This window comes from Actinocorallia aurea (assembly GCF_054783995.1).
Genome location: NZ_BAAGPQ010000003.1, coordinates 1 through 16,882 on the forward strand (window position 1 = coordinate 1; position 16,882 = coordinate 16,882).

General features: G+C 73.0%; 12 protein-coding genes. 6 read left to right on the forward strand and 6 right to left on the reverse strand.

The window, feature by feature from the left end:
• Positions 1–160: 160 nt before the first annotated feature.
• From ACYVOM_RS06765 to ACYVOM_RS06785, 5 genes are all read right to left on the reverse strand, one after another.
• On the reverse strand, positions 161–796 hold the full coding sequence (locus ACYVOM_RS06765; protein ID WP_460302365.1) for a hypothetical protein: 636 nt from the start codon (positions 794–796) through the stop codon (positions 161–163).
• A gap of 39 nt (positions 797–835) precedes the next feature.
• Positions 836–1,990: a DUF2235 domain-containing protein gene (locus ACYVOM_RS06770; RefSeq protein ID WP_460302366.1), complete on the reverse strand. Its 1,155-nt coding sequence runs from the start codon at positions 1,988–1,990 to the stop codon at positions 836–838.
• A gap of 1 nt (position 1,991) precedes the next feature.
• The gene (locus tag ACYVOM_RS06775; RefSeq protein WP_460302367.1) at positions 1,992–2,855 is read right to left on the reverse strand and encodes a hypothetical protein; all 864 of its coding nucleotides are present in this window, start codon (positions 2,853–2,855) and stop codon (positions 1,992–1,994) included.
• Positions 2,856–2,958: 103 nt separating this feature from the next.
• A complete protein-coding gene (locus ACYVOM_RS06780) occupies positions 2,959–3,345 on the reverse strand; it encodes a HEAT repeat domain-containing protein (protein WP_460302368.1) in 387 nt (128 codons plus the stop codon).
• Positions 3,346–3,354: 9 nt separating this feature from the next.
• Positions 3,355–5,067 (reverse strand): FG-GAP-like repeat-containing protein, encoded by a 1,713-nt coding sequence (locus ACYVOM_RS06785; protein WP_460302369.1) that lies wholly within the window; start codon positions 5,065–5,067, stop codon positions 3,355–3,357.
• Between the two features lie 307 nt (positions 5,068–5,374).
• Here ACYVOM_RS06785 and ACYVOM_RS06790 point away from each other — a divergent pair, with 307 nt between their 5' ends.
• From ACYVOM_RS06790 to ACYVOM_RS06810, 5 genes are read left to right on the forward strand one after another with little or no spacing between them, the layout of a single operon-like run.
• Positions 5,375–8,116, forward strand: a complete 2,742-nt coding sequence (locus ACYVOM_RS06790; RefSeq protein ID WP_460302370.1) for a hypothetical protein — start codon at positions 5,375–5,377, stop codon at positions 8,114–8,116.
• A gap of 18 nt (positions 8,117–8,134) precedes the next feature.
• Complete coding sequence (locus ACYVOM_RS06795) at positions 8,135–10,291, forward strand: outer membrane protein assembly factor BamB family protein (RefSeq protein WP_460302371.1); 2,157 nt, start codon at positions 8,135–8,137, stop codon at positions 10,289–10,291.
• Positions 10,288–13,779: a hypothetical protein gene (locus ACYVOM_RS06800; protein ID WP_460302372.1), complete on the forward strand. Its 3,492-nt coding sequence runs from the start codon at positions 10,288–10,290 to the stop codon at positions 13,777–13,779. Before ACYVOM_RS06795 ends, ACYVOM_RS06800 begins: the two co-directional genes overlap by 4 nt.
• A gap of 42 nt (positions 13,780–13,821) precedes the next feature.
• A complete protein-coding gene (locus ACYVOM_RS06805; protein WP_460302373.1) occupies positions 13,822–14,349 on the forward strand; it encodes a M23 family metallopeptidase in 528 nt (175 codons plus the stop codon).
• Positions 14,350–14,388: 39 nt separating this feature from the next.
• Entirely contained in the window at positions 14,389–14,868 is a 480-nt protein-coding gene (locus ACYVOM_RS06810) for a hypothetical protein (RefSeq protein WP_460302374.1), read from the forward strand.
• Between the two features lie 45 nt (positions 14,869–14,913).
• On the opposite strand, the gene ACYVOM_RS06815 is transcribed toward ACYVOM_RS06810, so the two are convergent.
• Entirely contained in the window at positions 14,914–15,216 is a 303-nt protein-coding gene (locus ACYVOM_RS06815) for a DUF1905 domain-containing protein (RefSeq protein ID WP_460302375.1), read from the reverse strand.
• A 279-nt stretch (positions 15,217–15,495) separates the two neighbouring features.
• On the opposite strand from ACYVOM_RS06815, the gene ACYVOM_RS06820 reads away from it, so the two are divergent.
• On the forward strand, positions 15,496–16,446 hold the full coding sequence (locus ACYVOM_RS06820; protein WP_460302376.1) for an aldo/keto reductase: 951 nt from the start codon (positions 15,496–15,498) through the stop codon (positions 16,444–16,446).
• Positions 16,447–16,882 lie beyond the last annotated feature (436 nt).

Sequence of the window (16,882 nt, forward strand, 5' to 3'; positions counted from 1 at the left end):
CTGCTCCGGCTGTCCATCGTGCGGTGCCGTCGGTCCAGCCGTCGTGTCGGTACCACTGCAGATCGCCTTGGGGCGTTATGCCATAGATGGCAATTCTGCCTCCGTCGGTCATGATTCCTCCCGTTGCTCGGTTGCGTTTCGGGTGAGTGCCGCGGTCGGGTCAGGTGAAGAGGAGGTTGTCCGGGTCTAGGGACAGGTCGATGACCAGGGCGGCGTTGGTGAAGAGGTGGAGGTCGGCGTCGTTTCTGGGCTTGAGGCCTGGGTTGCCCTGGTCGTTCATGTGGCATTGGGCGGCGGCGGTGGTCCAGTCGGCGGCGGCGACGGCGGCGCGGAAGGAGGGCCAGCGGCCGCCGGTGGCGAAGGCGGGGCCGAGGGCCCAGGCCATCGACATGAGGCCGAGCTGGGCGTCGGCGGGCCAGTCGTCGAAGCCCGCGAACTCCGGGGTGAGGGACTTCAGGGTCTGCTCGAACTGGGCGGCCTTCTCCTGGACGAGCACGTCGATGTCGGCGTCGCTCAGCTCCAGGTCCGTTCGGTCGACGCAGGCGCGCCAGCCCTGGACGGCGAGTGACTCCCGGTCGGCCTTGAGCGACTCCCACTCGGCGGTGATCTCGCCGGCCGACGCGGGGGAGCCGTCGCCCTTGTGCGCGAAGGGCAGCTCAAGGGCGAGGCCCACCGGGTCGATGAGGTTGCCGACGCCGGTCGTCACCAGCCCCTTGACGTCGACGTACATGATGGGGACGCGCCCCTCGAACTTCGTGGTGAACGGCAGGAAGGCCTCTTGGACGGACGGGCGCATGTCTCCTCCATGGCTGGTGCTCGGGTCCCGCGCCGTCCGTCAGACGTGGACGGGCCGGCGGACCGTGCCGGTCGGGACGGGCTCCACCTTGATGTTCGCCGGGTCCCGCAGGTAGGCGGTGAGTCCTCGGGGCCGGTAGCGCGGATCGGCCTCGTAGCGGTGCAGGGCGCTGGAGGCGAGGTGCTCATGGCCGTCGGGCACGCCGCGGGAGTCGGCGGCCGCGCCGATGGGCCGGTCCAGCGGTTCGGTGAGGAGGTACATGCCCTTGCGGGAGTCCTCGACGGGGCCCATCGGATCAGGCCGGACGGCGAAGTGGGCGCTGCGTTCGGGGGAGGTCCCGGCCGGGTCGCCCGCCTCGAAGGCGTCCGGGAGGAGCCGCAGGCCGTAGTCGGCCGCCCGTTCGGCCATCCACAGCAGGGTGAGGTCGGACAGCGAGCTGTCGGCGTAGCCGCCGCCGATGTCGCAGTGCACTCCGGTGAACCACACCTGCTTCAGCTCCTGGTCGCGCGCGTGCGGCTGCCGGTGCCAGAGCGTCGGCACGAACACCGAGCGCCGCTCGTCGATCGCCAGCGCGTGGAAGGCCCCGTCGACGTGCGAGCTGAGCGCGGTGTCGTGGAACTCCCAGCGGCGGTTCAGCCTGCGGACGACGGGCCGGAGCCAACGGGGGCCGAGGTCCGGGACGCCGCGGGTGCCGACGGTGTCGAACATGCCGAGGAACCTGAGGTGCGGCTCGTGGGAGTAGGAGTGCCGGAACAGGGTGGCGGTCATGCCGCTGGGCCGCTGGGCCGCGGACCGGTAGAGCGACCACGCCTCCTTGAGGCGGCCCGCGTTCTCCCGGCGCAGGATGCCGCTGTTGCGGATCAGCCCGGCGAGGCTGCGGGCGGTGAACGCGCCCCGGCTGAACCCGAAGAAGAACAGTTCGTCCCCGGGCTCGTAGTTGTCGATGAGGAACCGGTAGGCGTCGAAGACGTTGCGGGACAGCCCGAGGCCGAACGCGCCGCCGCGCACCCGTTCGCGCCGGGCGGTGCCGACCCCGCTGTGGTAGTAGACGCGCTGCTCCTTGCCGTCGTGTCCTTGCGGTGCGACGGCGAGGGCGAGCTTGGCGACGTTGCTCGGGCAGTTGCGACCGCCGACGACCTGGTCGGCGGTGTTCCAGGTCCCGTCGCAGCAGACGATGAGGCGTTTGCCGGCCACGTCAGATCCCGCCGACGAGGTTCATGTCCGCGCGGGCCCGGTCGATCTGGTCCGCCCAGATCCACAGCCGGTGGGATACGGGGACGTCGTGGTAGCCGTAGAGGCCCACCTCGCTAAGGGTCCGCAGGTCGACGCAGACGCGCTGGAAGGCCTGCGCGATGGCGGCGTCGGGTTCGGTCATGCGCGAGGAGCCGAGTTTGATGCAGGCCCGGTACTCGTAGCCGACGAGGAGGTCCTCGCCGAACTCCGCCCAGGCGCCGAGCTTGTTCGCCACGGCCTGTTCGGCCTCGGCGACCAGCAGGTCGAGGTCCTCGGCGGACGGGATGGACGGGTAGATGACGAAGGTGACGGCCCAGCCCAGGGCGACCATGTCGAGGTTGAAGGTGCGCCTGCGCGGGTCGTCGTGGGGCGGGAGCGGATCGGTCGCGGAACCGGAGTACCAGGGCGCGGTGTAGGCAAGGAGCCTTCCGTTGCCCTCCACGAGTTCGCCGGTCGCGATGACGGCGAGCTTGCGCCGGGTGCCGTCGGGGCGGGCGAGCCGGGTGTCGACCAGCTCGGTGTGGACGGCGGCGGCGCGTTTGCCCGCGGCGAGGTGCCGTTCCGCGGCGTCCGGCATGAGTCGGCCGACGAGGTGGTCGCGCAGGCCCTGGGGGAGCGCGCCGTAGGTGCCGTCGGTGAGCCGGGTCCGCGCGCGGTCCAGGGCGGCCTGGGCGCTTTCGGGGTTCCCGCCGAACTGGCTCTCCGGGGTGTCGATCGAGACCATCCGGATCGCCATCGCGATGTTCGGTGTGTCGCCATCGGTGACGCTGAGAAGACGGTAATCGTTGGCGGGCCGACTGGGCCCGACGAATCCGAGATCGGGCATGAGCCCTGTCCCTTCGTTCGTTCCGCGATCATTCGGAATGAATGCCATCCGTTTTCGAGCCTAGCCGGAATAGGAGAATTGTCCGGTTAAGGGTTCTTCAGGTTTATGGCGGATTCAGGTCGGCTCCGTGGTCGCGAGGTTCCCTGCCGAGCGCTTTGGCAGCGTGTCGGCGGACGCCGGGGTCGGGGTCCGCGCGCAGCCGTCCGGAGAGGTCGGCCGCAGCCTCGGCGGGCGCCCATGGCAGGGAGGCGGCCGCCGCCACCCGGAGCCTCGGGTCGGGGGCCTCGGCCGCTCCGGCCACGACGGCGCCGGCCGCGTCCGCGCCGATGCGTCCCGCCAGGTAGACGGCCTTGGCCGCCAACGGCACGTTCGAGCCCCCGGCGAGCAGGGCCAGGTGCGGCAGCGCCTCCGGTCCCAGCGCCTCGGCCGCCGCGTAGTCGACCTCCTCCGGGACGAGGGCGTCGAGGACGTCCTTCAGGCTGACGGGCACGGCGTCACCTCACCGGACGAAGATCTGGGGTCGGTGCTTGAGGGAGGCCGCCTCGGCGGGGCTGAGATCGGGCGGCGCGTGGGTGATCCTGCGGGTTCCGCCGCCGGTCATGAGCCGGTCGGCGTCGTCGACGTGGCGCAGGCCCAGGACGTGCCCGAGCTCGTGGCCGAGCGTCCAGGCGCTCGCGCCCTGCGTGATCACGGCTCCGGGCAGCCCCGGCGGGTGGGCGGCGCAGCCGTCCATCGGCGGCACGGTGCTGCGCACGAAGTAGACGACGAGATCGCCCGGCCCCGCCCCGTCGCGGTGCCGGAACAGCGCGGTCTGCTCGCCCGTGAGCTGGCCGGAGACGCAGCCGCCGATGTCCAGGTCGGCGAGCTCGGGGAGGTCGAGCGCCTGGGTGCCGACCCGGTGCAGGCTGAGCCCGGCCGTGCTGAACACCTGGTCGGCCGCCGCGAACATCTCCGCGAGGGGGATGGTCGGGGCGGCGAGGATCTTGACGTGGACGCGGACCGCCTCGGGTCCGATCCCGATCTTGTCGTCGGCGTCGAGCGGCCAGTCTCCGAGGCGTGAGCCCCTGGCCGCAGCGGCCGTCGCGCGGAACGAGCCGTCGGCGCACCGCAGCACCGCAAGACCGGCCGGACCCGCGACGACGACCCCGGCGTGTCCGTCGCCGGCCAGGTCGGCGGCGGCGACGCAACGGTCGGCTCCGGCGTCCAGCTTCCACGGGCCGAGCAGGGCCCCGTCGGCGGCCGCGGCGCGGGGCTCGAACACGCCGCCCGCCAGGCCGAGCACGGTGAGCCCGGCAGGGCCCGAGACGAGGATCTCGGCGCGGCCGTCGCCGTCGAAGTCCGCGGTCGGGCCTACTCGGGTCTCCGGCGCCTGGAGCAGCCGCGTGCCGGGTGCGGACGGGTCTGCCGGCAACGCGCTGAGCGTGCCGCCGGCGGCGCGGAGCACGGCGGGTCCGGCGGGGCCCAGGAGCAGGATCTCGGCGCGGCCGTCGCCGTCGAAGTCGGCGGTCGCGGCAGGGAAGTCGGCTTCGGCGTCGAACCGCCTGCCGCCGAGGTCCGCCCCCTGCGGGATCGAGAGGATCTCGGTCAGGATGCCCGCGTCGAGTCTCAGCACGGCCAGCCCGCGGGGGCCGGAGACGACGATCTCGGCGCGGCCGTCGCCGTCGAGGTCGCCGGGGGGCCAGAGCCGGTCCCGGGCGACGTCCAGGGGCCAGGAGCCGATCCGGGTCCCGTCGGGCACGACCACCAGGGAGCCCGGCGCGTCGGCTCCGCCCAGCGCGAGGACGGCGAGCCCGGCCTGGCCGCGCACGAGGACCTCGTCCCTGCCGTCGCCGTCGAAGTCGGCGGCCGGGCCGAAACGGTCGTTCGCCACGTCCAGGGGCCAGCCGCCCAGGGCCGCGCCGTTGCGGGCCGTCATCACCGTGCCGAGCGCCCCGGACGCGTCCCGGGCCAGGACGGAGACGCCCTTGGCCCCGCTGACGAGGATCTCGGCGCGGCCGTCGCCGTCCAGGTCCGCGACCAGGTGGAACCGGTTCTTCTCGGCGTCCAGGAGCCAGTCTCCGGCGAGCATCCCGTTCGGGGCGATCAGTTCCGCCTTCAGGGGCTCGTCGCCGCCGTCCGGTCGCACCGCGCGGCCCAGCAGTCCGAGGCCCGCGAGGCCGGTGACCGGTATCTCGGCCCTGCCGTCGCCGTCGAAGTCGCCTTGCACCGCCATGGTCGTCCTCGCTTCCCGGGAGACGCTTCTCGGGTGAGTCGTCGAGCGGGGCGGGGCGTCGGAGGAGCCGTTGACAGGCTACCCGGGGCCTGGTCGGGAATCGAGGCGACATCCGCCATTTTTCGCGATATGGCCGTACCGTGCACCGATGCCGCCGCAAGAGGCGTCCTTTTTACCGGCGGTCGGTTCCGACTTTTCAGCGGGACCGGGCACGCTCAAAAGGAGAAGGGCGCCGAACCGTGAAAAAAGGAATTTCTTTCATTTCGCGGACCGCGCGGCGCGCACTGCCTTTATCGGGGAGACTCCCGTGCCGAATTTCCTGATCATCAGGGCGGCGGACCACCTGCTGCTCGGCGTCGGCTGGTCCGGGCTCGAGGTCACCGGCACCGGTCCCGACGGCGCGCCCGAGCTGACCGCGGTCGACGCGGACGCGCGGCTGGAGCTTCTGTTCCCGCCCCAGCATCTGGCGGAGGAGAGCTCCCGCGAGGGCGCCGGGCTCCCCCCGGGAATGCCCGCCCCGCCGGGCGGCGACGTGCCGGTCTGGCACGCCGCGCTGTCGGGGCCGAGCCGGCTCGTCTTCACCATCGCCCGCGACACGGTGTTCACCCCGACCGTCGAAGGCGTCCTCCGCGTCCTGGCGGACGCGCGGCCCGTCACCGGCAGCCGGGAGGACACCGCGGTGGAACTGCCGTGGCGCGTCGTCTTCGCGCCGGACGCCCGCGACGCGGGCGACGAGTTGCGCGCGGTCCATCCCGCCGATCCGGTGCGGGTGGACGACGTGGCCGGGCTGTGGCGGACCCGCCTCGTCGCCGCGGCCTCCGGCCAGGCCGACGATCGCGACGCGCGCCTCGTGCTGCGCGCCCTCGACGCGGACGCCGCCGCCGCGCCCGACCCCGGCTTCACCCCGCCGCTCGGCAGGGCGGAGCGGATGCGGCTCGCCGCGGAGGCCGCGCTCCGGCCGGCGACCGCCACCCGGATGGAGCTCAGCTCCCTCGGCGGCACGCTGTCGGCGCGCGGCTCCTGGGACAACTTCCTGTGGGAGCACGACGCCGTGCTCGGCCGCGACATGCGCGTGCGCACCCTGACCTCGGGCGTCCTGTACCCGCTGGGACACCGCGCCGTCTTCATGGAGTTCACCGAGCGGGTCTTCGACCGCGCGGCCGGAGGCGCGGCGGTGCTGCGCACCCGGTTCGTCCTGACGGTCACCGAACCGGTGCGCCGCGCGCCGCAGGACGGACGGGCCGCCCGCGCCTTCCCCTTCGGCGACGTGGAGATCACCGCCCTGGCCTACCCGGACCTCGACGAGGCCCGCTGGCAGGAGCGGGACGTCCCCGGGATGGGCGAGGTCGGGACGCACTTCTGGCCCGAGTCGGGCGGCGCGAAGAAGGCGTTCCCGCTGCGCTGCGCCACGCCCGAGGGGGACGTCCGCTTCGAGCTGCCGCTGCTGTTCGTCGCCGACCTCCTGCCGAACTTCCCGTCGCTCACCGACCCCGGCCTGGCGGAGGTGTTCGCCGACTTCTACGGGACCCAGGACGCCGCGCTCCCCGGCGTGCGGCTCGACCTCGTGCGGGCGAGCCGGGAGGCCGACTCCCCGACCGGGCACCGGGACGGCGACGTCCACGAGGTGCACCGCCTCGTCGTGGCCGGCGCCGCCGCCGCGTCCGGCTGCCTGCCGCGGCTCGACGCGCTCGACGTGCGGCTGCCGGCCCTCCGGACGCTGCTGGGCGAGGACGAACTCCGCGTGGTCCGCTTCGCCGAGGACTACCTGAACGAGGGCCCCGCCAACGACGTGCTGCTGGAGCTTGACGAGCCCATCGACATCAGCTTCGTCGAGCACGCCGACCGCTCCGGCGGGCTCGTCGCCCCCCACATGGTCACCGACGCGATCTCCCGGACCGCGGGCCCCGTCGGCCTCGCCGCGCTGCCCGACCCCGGCACGGGGCTCATCGACCCAGAGAGCCTCTTCCCGGCCGACGCCGGCCTGCTGGGCTTCGCGCTCAAGGACCTGGTCACCGACCTTGAGGAAGCGCCCGAGATCGTCTCGGCGCTGCGTCCGGGCGGCGCTCCGGTGACCACGATGACGTGGCGGGACGTCAAGCTCAAGGAGGCGGGCCCCTTCCAGCCGGTCGGCGCGGGCACCCTCACCCTCACCGTCACGGTCTCTCCGGACGGCGCCGACATCGACTGCGCCGTGCGCAACTTCGCCCTCGTGCTGCCGCTGCCGTCCCGCCCGCTGCTGCGCGTGCAGTTCGCCGAGCTCGCCTTCCACCAGACGAGCGGCCGCCCGCCCGTGCTGGACGTCAGCGGCGTCGACGTGAAGTTCCTCGGCGAGCTCCAACTCCTGGAGCAGCTGGGCGAGGCCGTCGATCTCGGCGGGGTCGGCCCGAGCCTCGACGTGAGCCCGGCCGGGCTCGTCGCGGGCTACTCGCTGCCGCTGCCTTCGGTCGCCGCGGGCGCGTTCATCATGCGGGACATGTCGCTGAACGCGGGCATCGCCGTGCCGTTCGACGGGCGGCCCGTCTCGGTGTCGCTCGGCTTCGGCACCCGGGAGACCCCGTTCACGCTCGCGGTGCTGATGTTCGGCGGGGGCGGCTACGTGGAGCTGGAGGTCGACAGGTCAGGGCTGCGCAGGCTGGAGGCGGCGCTGGAGTTCGGCGCGATGATCGCCGTCGACTTCGTCGTCGCGCACGGGGAGGTGCACGCGTTCGGCGGAGTCCGCTTCGTGCTGACGGGCGACGGCGAGGTGTCCCTCACCGGCTACCTGCGCATCGGCGGCTGCCTGGAGGTGCTCGGCGTCATCACCGTGTCGATCGAGCTGCTCATCGAACTCGCCTACCAGTCGGCCACCAAGGCGCTGGTGGGGCGGGCGACCTTGGTCATCGAGGTCGATCTGACCCTGTGGTCCGACAGCGTCGAGCTCGACAGCGGCACCTGGGTGCTGGCGGGCGGCGGCTCCGGAGACAACGAAAGCCTCCTCGGCGAAGGCGGCGTCACACCCGAAGGGCTGGCGCGGTGGCGTGCCTACCAGGCGGCCTTCGCACCGGTCTGAGACAAGGAGCGTCACGTCATGAGCGAGTTCGGCAAGCGGCTCTCGGCCGCGGAACTCCCGTTCACGCCGCAGCAGGTGGCCTGGAGCCCGGACGGCCGACGGCTCGCGGCCTTCGGCTTCCACAAATCCACCGAGCCCTTCAAGACCCAGCGGCTCGTTCTGCTGAACGCGGTGCCGGGCCCGGAGCCCGCCTGGGCCACGGCCTGGGAGGAGGACGCGCTGGACCTGACCTTCCTGGCCTTCGGCCCGGACGGCGAGTCCCTGATCGTGGTGGGCCGACTGGGCTCGGTGGAGACCATCACGGAGTTCGTGGAGTTCCTGGACTGCTCCGATCTGCCGCCCTCCATGCGGGAGGACTGCAAGCGGTTCAACGAGGAGGAGGCGGGGCTCAAGGTCCGCGGACACAAGATTCCCGATCGCGGCGTCACCCTGCTCAAGGCCGCCGACGGGACCGAGGTGTGGACGAGCGAAGACAAGAGCGCCGTCCTGCAGGAGGCCGTGTTCAGCCCAGACGGCCTGCTGCTCGCCGCGTGGGGCGGCAAGACGCTCCGCCTCCTCGACGCCGCGGACGCGGAGGTCCTGGTCGAGCGCGACGCCTTCACCACGGGTCTGCGGGCCACCGTGTTCAGCCCTGACGCGCGGACCCTGGTGACCGCGGACGCCGAACGCGTCGTCGCCTTCGACGTCGCCGCCGAGTCCGAGAGATGGACGACCGCACTGCCCGAGCCCGTGCTGCGGTGCGCCTTCCTCGGCGCGGACGCGCTCCTGGCCGTGACCGACGTCCGGGCGAGCGTGCTCGACGCCGCCGGGGGGACCCTGAAGGCGTCGGTGGACCTCGCCGATCCGCTGCCCGGCGGGCCGGCGGAGCTGAGCCCCGACCATGCCCGGCTGGCCCGGGCGGCGGGGCAGGAGATGGCGCTGTGGGATCTGGTCGGCGGCGCCCGCAGGTTCGAGACGGGGACCGGGGAATCCCCGGTGATCCGGTTCAACCCCAGGCTGCCCGAGGTGGCGGTCGCGTCCTTCGACGGTGTGCAGGTCCTGAACACCGAGCTGGGCACGACGGTGTGGGACCCGGCCGCCGAGCGGCTGACCGCGCTCGCCTACACCGCCGACGGGCTGCGCCTTGCCCTGGGCGGCCCCGAAGCGGTGGGCGGGTTCGTCCGGGTCCACGACATGAACCCCGCCGACGTCTCGCACCTGGTCTGCGAGACGCCGGCGCTGCGGATCGCGCTCACCGCAGGGCCCGACCCGCTCGCCGTCGTGGTGAGCCAGGGCAACCGGGCCACGGTCTTCCACGCCGCGACCGGCGAGGTCGTCCTGGAAAAGAGCCTGCCCGGCGCGGTCACCGCGGTGGCGTTCGGCCCGGATGGGCGGCACTTCGCCATCGCCGGCCTCGACGGGGGTGTCCGCCTGTTCGACGCGCTCTCCGGCGACCGGGTCTGGCTGACCGCCCTCACCTCGGCCGTCAACGGGTTCGCGTTCTCACCGGAAGGCGACCTGGCCGTCGTGGCGGGAAAGGCCGCGACGCGCCTCGCCCGCGACACCGGAGCCGCGGCCTGGACCGCACCCCACCCGCAGGCGGTGACGCTGGTCGCCGTGAGCGGTGACGGGAAGTTCGTCGCCACCGCCTGCGAGGACCGCTTCACCCGCCTGCTGGACGCCGCCACGGGCGCCGAGCTCGCCAAGTTCCGGCACGATATCAAGATCAGGGCGCTGGCGTTCGACCCGCTCGGCGCCCGGCTCGCCGCCGGCGACGACAACGGCAATGTGAAGATCATCGACACCGCGGCCCTGCAGGAGACGGACCGGGCCCTGCACACCAAGCCGGTGATCGCCGTCGCGTTCGGGCCCGGAGGGAGGCTGGCCACCTCGGGCAAGGACAAAGCCGTCCACGTGCTCTCCGTCGGCAGCGGCCCGCCCGCTCCGGTCCGCGACCTCGATCTTCCCCATCCCGTCGTCCAGCTCGCCTTCCACCCGACCGGACCCGACCTGGCGCTGGTGTCGGACGAGCCGTCGCCCGCGGTGACCGTCATCGATCCCGTCAAGGGCACCGCGCTCAGCACGCTCGCTCACCCGGGCACCGTCAACGACCTCGCCTACAGCCCCGACGGGACACTGCTCGCGACGGCCTGCGCGGATCGGATCGCCCGCGTCTACCCCGGGAAGCGGTCATGAGCGACATGCTGTGGGTGGCCGTGCCCGCCGGGCTCGCCGCGCCGGGCGAGGTCCGGATCCGCGTCCTGGTCGTGCCGCGGCTCGGCGGGGGCGAACTCGCCGACTTCGGGTTCCAGGACTGGCCTTCCCTCCTCGCGGGCAACTCCTTCGAACTGCGGGTGAAGGACGATGACGGAGCCCGCACCGGCGACGCCGTGCCCGTCCACGAGCCAGCCGCCTCCAGCGAGGCCTGGCACGCCTTCTTCGGCGGCGACGCCGGGGTGATCGAGCCGTACACGCCCAAGATCCAGCCGGTGCCCGAGACCAGCCCGACGCACGAGCGGGCCCGGGCCGTCGCCACCTCCTACCGGTCGTGCGCCGTCGCGCTCGCCGACAAGGGGGTCGCCGGCGCCGCCGACGAGGTGCGCGCGAGCATCGAGCAGTTCCTGCAGCCGGAGCCCTCGCCCGGCTCCGTAGAGGAGCCGCTGGCTCCGCTGCCGCCGCCCGTCGACTTCCACCGGACGGTCTCGGCGCTGCGCGAGCACCCCGCCGTGCTGGAAGCGCTCGGGCTGATCTTCACCCTGACCGTCGACGCCGCCGACCTGCGCGCCGCGAGCGGCGCGCGCTTCCTGGCCGTGCGCTGCGCCGACGACCCGCTGCGCGACCTGGTCACCTCGCCGTGGACCAAGTACGACCTCGACGACGACGGGTTCTGGCCCGCGCCCGCCGCCACGGACGGCGAGCACTCCCGGGGCCTGCTCGACCTGTCCGGGACGGTGATGGTGGACTTCGAGGAGAGCGGTGAGCCCCGGTGGGCGTTCACGACGATCGACGTCGACGGCGCCGACCGCGCGTTGCGCGAACGGGCCGCGGAGCACGAGCAGGCCGCGGAAGGCGACAGACGGTCGGCGGCCCTGCCCGACCTGCGGACCAACGGCCTCACCCTGCTCCGCCCGGGGCGCGGCGCGGAGTTCGCCGCGCGCGGCGAACTCGCCGGAGAACGCGCGGGCGCGTCGCTGGCCGACGTCGAGCTCACCGCGGAGGACCTCGTCCTGGGCTACCGGGTGGACATCCGCTCCGCCGACCGGCCCTGGCGCTCCCTGTGCGAACGCGAGGCCACCTACACCGTCGAGGGCGCGGACGGCGTGGTGGTGCCGCTCGGCCCTCCCGGACGGCGCGAGGAGGGGCACGTCAAGCCCTTCGCCGCGGTGAAGACGCCCGACGGCCGGCTGCACGCCGACGAGGCGGTGCTGCGCTGGGACGGGTGGAGCCTCGCCGTGCCGTTCGCGAACCTCCTCGGCGACACCCCCGGCCCCTCGGCGACGCCGGGCGCGGCACCTCCCTACGTCTTCACCTGGGACTTCCGCCCTCCCGACGGGAGCCTGCCGCGGCTGCGCTTCGGGAAGTTCTACAAGATGCGGATCCGCGTCGCCGACCTCACCGGGGGAGGCCCCCGGCTGGAGGACGTGGACGACGAGGAGACGGCGAGCGAACCGGTCCGCTACATCCGCAACGACCCGGCCCGGCCGCCCCGGCTCGGCCACGACGGCGAGTTCACGACCGGGGCCGCGCTCGACCGGATGGTCATCCGCAGCGACCCCGGGATGACCGCCGAGCAGTTCCACGCCGCCAATCCGCAGTACCCGGCCGTCGAGGTCCGCGAGCTGCACCCGCCGACGGCGAGCTTCGCCACCATCGAGCAGCACGGCAAGTTCGACCCGGGCCCCGGCGGGACCGATCCGGGTTTCGCCGAGCGCACCTGGCGGCAGGCGGTGAGCGCGCTCCTCGCCGAGCAGGACGGCGACCCGCACAAGGCACTGCGGGACCCGGCGGCCGCCGGGGTCAACGCACGCCTGGTGGCCGCGCCGGGCGGGCTGCCCGAGGACGTCCAGGACAGCAGGTCCTGGGGCGTGTGGCCGGTGAGCGAGCCGAAGACCGTCGGGCTCACCGAGCTCCCCGGTTCCGGCGCCGCGGCCGAGGCCGAATGGGACGACGCCCTTGGCCGGTGGTCGGTCCGGCTGGCGCAGGCCGAGGAGGTCGTCCTCGAACTCTCCTCGACCATCGACGAGGAGCTGCTGGACGACTTCGCCGTCAAGCTCTGGCTGGAGAACCCGTCGGGGGAGGCCGCGCCGCTGACGCCCGCGCAGATCGAGCGGCGGCTCGCCGTCGCCCGCGCCGGACGCCATCCGCTGCTGTCGCCCGTGCGCCGGATCCTCCTCGTCCACGCGGTCCGCAAACCCCTCGCCGAGCCCGTCTGGGCGCTCGCCGCCGACCGGATCGTCCGCGCCGAGCACGACACCAACGTCGTCCTGCGGCCGGTCCTCACCGGACTGGACACCGACAGCACGGGGCGGCTGGAGATCGCCGCGGCGTGGCAGGAGGTCACCGACGCCGGGCGGAGCCCACGGACGGTCGCCTGCCTGCACGGTGAGACGATCGGGCGCGGACCCGTTCCCGAGCCGACCGTCCGGCACGAGTTCGGCGACACCAGACACCGCAGGATCACCTACACGCTGAAGGCGATCAGCCGGTACCGCGCCTACTTCGACGCCGACGACCCCGACGCCGCCTTCCAGCTCGTCCGCGACCAGGAGACCGTCAGCGTCCCCTCCAGCGCGCGCCCACCGGAACCGGACCTGCGGTCGGTGACGCCGTCGTTCCGGTGGGAGCGGACAGCGGGCCCCGACCGGATCGAGCGCGTGCGCTCCTCGCGCAGGCTCCGGGTGGAGCTCGCCCCGCCGTGGTTCGAGACGGGGGAGGGCGAGGCCGTGGCCGTCGTCGTCGCCGCGGACGGGCAGGACCCGCCGCACTCCGTGACACGCCTCGGCAGGGATCCGGTCTTCGCCTCCCCGAACCTGCCGGCCCGGCCCTCGGCGAGCTGGTTCCGCGGCTTCACCGAGCCGCCTTCGGCTGCGGCGGACCTCGGGTCCGGCACGGTGCTCGTCCCCTACGAGCCGCGCAAGGAGGGCGGTCGCTGGTACGCCGACATCGCCCTCGACGCGCCCGCGTCCGCCGGCTCGTCCTACGCGCCCTTCGTCCGGCTCGTGCTCGCCAGGTTCCAGCGGCACAGCCTCAAGGGCCTGTCCTTGTCGCCGCTGGTCCAGGCAGATCCCGTGCGGCTGCTGCCCGACCGGCGGCTCGTCGTGGAGCGCGGAGGCGCGGGCGTGCGCGTCTCCCTGCACGGCATCGGCCCCACCCCGCCCAACCTGCTGGAGGTCGTGCTGGAGGAGGCGCCCGACGGCGTCGACCCGGAGGCGCTCGCGCTGATCGACCTCGACGGCGGCTCCGGCGTTCCGGCGTGGCGCCCGCTGTCCGAACGCCTGGTCGGCGAGACCCCGCAGACGCCCGTGGAGATCGCCCTGCCGCCCGGCACGGCCCCGCTGCGGCTGCGCGTCCGCGAGGTCGAGCGCCTCGCCGCCCCCGTCGCCTTCCCCGCGCCCCAAGAGCTGCGGGACAGCACGGTCTTCCTGGAGACCGTCGTGCTTCCCGCCCCATGGCGTCCGGCCTGACACGGGCCGGACGGACCATCGACACGAGAGACGAGGAAGATCATGGGACCCTTCGAACTGGAACTGTCGAGTCCGTTCTTCTCCGGCGGCGGCGTCTTCCACGGCGGTCCGCACGAGGGCGGCCACCAGCCGCCGAACTGGTTCGTCGAGTTCGGCATGGATTTGGGCGCCCCGGGCGGCACCGAGGTCCGCGCCGCCTTCGACGGCAAGATCACCAAGGTCGACCTGTCGACGATCGACAGCACCACGCCGCCGTTCTTCGGCGCGCAGGTCTTCGTCCGCGCCGCGACCGACGAGCTGGACCCCGACGCGCCCGGCGGCGTCGGCGCCTTCTACACGCACTTCAAGGACCTGACCGAGCACGTCGTCCCGGGCGGCATGATCAGCCGCGGCGAGCTGATGGGCGTCGTCGTGGCCGCCCAGCCACCCCACCTGCACCTCGCGCTTGCCGAACGCCGCAACGGCGACAACTTCGGCGTCGACCTGTACGAGTTCTTCCGCACCAATATCAACGTCGCCGAACCCACGTCGGTGAAGTTCTTCCAAGACGGCAGCCCACCCCAGGCCTGACCGCCGCCCGCACACCCGATCGAGCAAGGAGAAACCGCCATGACCGCAACGGCGACCATCGAGAACCTCATGTGCGTGAACCCGGCGACCGGGACGGACCTGCACCCCGAAGGGGCGTTCGCCGGGCTCTTCGACTCGGCGCTCCTGGCGTCGCTCGCCGGACCGCTGTCCGACGTCGTCAAGTCCATTCCGGGGATCGTCGAGGCGATCGACCGCGCGAGCGCCTTCCCCGACGAGCTGTTCGTCACCATCGACAACTCCACGAAGCTCGCGCACGGCATCTGGCCGGGAGGGGAGCAGACCGTCGAGGTGGGCGCGGGGCAGTCCGTCGCCCCGAACCTCGCGATCGACGTCCCCGGGTCGGTCAGCGTCTCGCTCTGCGAGGACGACGTCATCTCGGCCGACCTCCTCGGCGCCGTCACGATCTTCGAGTCCGAGCGCGGCGAGGGCGAGATCGTGAAGATGGCGAAGTCCGACGTCGAGGCATCGATCTACTACGTCACCTACCGCGTCGACTGACCCCCCGCGCCGCGCCCACCGAGGACGGCCCGGCGCGGTGCGCCCTCAGGGGTCGAGGAGGGTGAGGGTGAGGGTGGCGGTGTCGCCCGCGTTCAGGTGCTCGGCCGTGCGGACTGCGCGCTTGAGGGGGAGGACGTAGGTTCCGCGTGCTTTGTCGGGAAAGATCGAGGTGGTCCAGGTGGTCGCGCCGATCGCTACCCGTACCCGCAGCGCGCCGAAGCCGCTCGACGGTGGCCGTGGGCGATCTCGGATCTCGGCGGACGCCTCGGCGGGCAGGCTGACGAACATCCAGGTGTCGGCCCTCCTGGCGTCCCAGATCCACACCTCGGCCTCGAACACGATCTCCATGGGCCGACCTTCTCAAAGACCACCGACATTCCGGCGAAGGGACGCGTGGCGTCGGGCCGTGGAAGGCCCGCTCGGGGTGCCGGCGGACGGTCCGGATGGAGCCGGGCCGCGCCGGTCGGCCCCGAGGCGGGTGCGGCATCCGAACTCGGTGCCGAGGACGGGCTCGTCGGCGTCCTTGAGGAGGGGACGCAGCCTTCCTTCGTAGGCGGCGGGGTCGTGTCCGTGTCGATGAGCCAAGGAAGCGGGACCCCGATAAGTTCGTTCCGGCCTCATTCGTTCGTGACCGCGCCCGAGCACCTCCAGGGGGAATCCGTGACCGCCTCGCCCAGCAGGACCCTCGCACCCGGCGTCGACATCCCGCTCCTGGGGTTCGGCACCTACCTCATCCCCGACGAGCAGGTAGCCGACGCCGTCGAGGAGGCGCTGCGCGCCGGCTACCGGCACGTCGACACCGCCGAGGTCTACGGCAATGAGCGCGGCGTGGGTGAAGGGCTGCGCCGAGGGATGGCCGCGCAAGGCCTCGGCCGCGACGACGTGTTCGTCACGACCAAGCTGTGGCCAGGAGCCGGAGGCGAGTCCTTCAAGTCGACGCGGCAGGCCGCCGACGCCCTCGACGAGAGCCTCCGGAGGCTCGGCCTCGACCACGTCGACCTCTACCTGATCCACGCGCCGTTCGACCCCGAGCAGCGGCTGGCGCAGTGGCGCGCCCTCGTCGCAGCGCACGCCGAGGGCAAGGCGCGGGCGATCGGCGTCTCCAACTTCAACGCCGCGCACATCGAGGAGCTGACCGCGGCAGGCCTGCCCCTGCCGCAGGCGGACCAGATCGAGCTGCACCCGTGGTCGCAGAAGCCCGAACTCGTCCGCTATCTCGACGACCACGGCATCGTCCCCATCGCCTACAGCAGCCTCGTCCCGCTCTCCACCTGGCGGACCGCGCCCGGTCACGCCAGCGGCAAGACCGAGCAGATGCGGGCCGACGGCGCCAGCGACGACTCCCCCTTCAAGGCCCTCGCCGCCGAGTACGGCGTCACCGAAGCACAGCTCCTGCTGCGCTGGGGCGTCCAGAACGGCTACCCTGTCCTGCCCAAGAGCACCAAGCCCGACCGGATCCGCGAGAACGCCGACCTCTTCTCCTTCGCCATCGACGACACCGACATGGCCGCGCTCGCCGCCATGGACCGAGGCGACGGCGTCGCCTGGGGAGCCGGCGACCCCACCCGCTCCGCCTGACCCCGGCCCGCGGGACGACCTCGGCCCCGGACGGTCAGGAGTCGGCCGCAGCCCGGTCGGGACACACTCGGGCTGGGGCCGATGTCGAAGGCCCAGCCGGCCAGGAGGCGGAGCAGTTCCGCGGAGTCGCCGGCGGGCTCGGCGCCGTAGGCGACGAGCGTGAGACCGTCGGCGGCCAGTTCGAGGGCCTCATAGATGAGGTGGAGGGCGAAGAACGAGACGAAAGCGGTTCGCCTCCCGGGAAAGGGCACTCATTGTGGGGCCGGGAAGACTTCGTGCTCCCGTATGTTGTGGAATCTGCCCACGTCAGTGCGCGACGCGCGCAGTCGTCTTCGTCAGAGCCGCTGTTCCTGACGAGCTGGTGGTGGGCCGGGCGCTCTGGTGGGGAACGCGGCGACTTACGGCTTCGTCAGCCGGACGGGCCGTCGCCATGTCG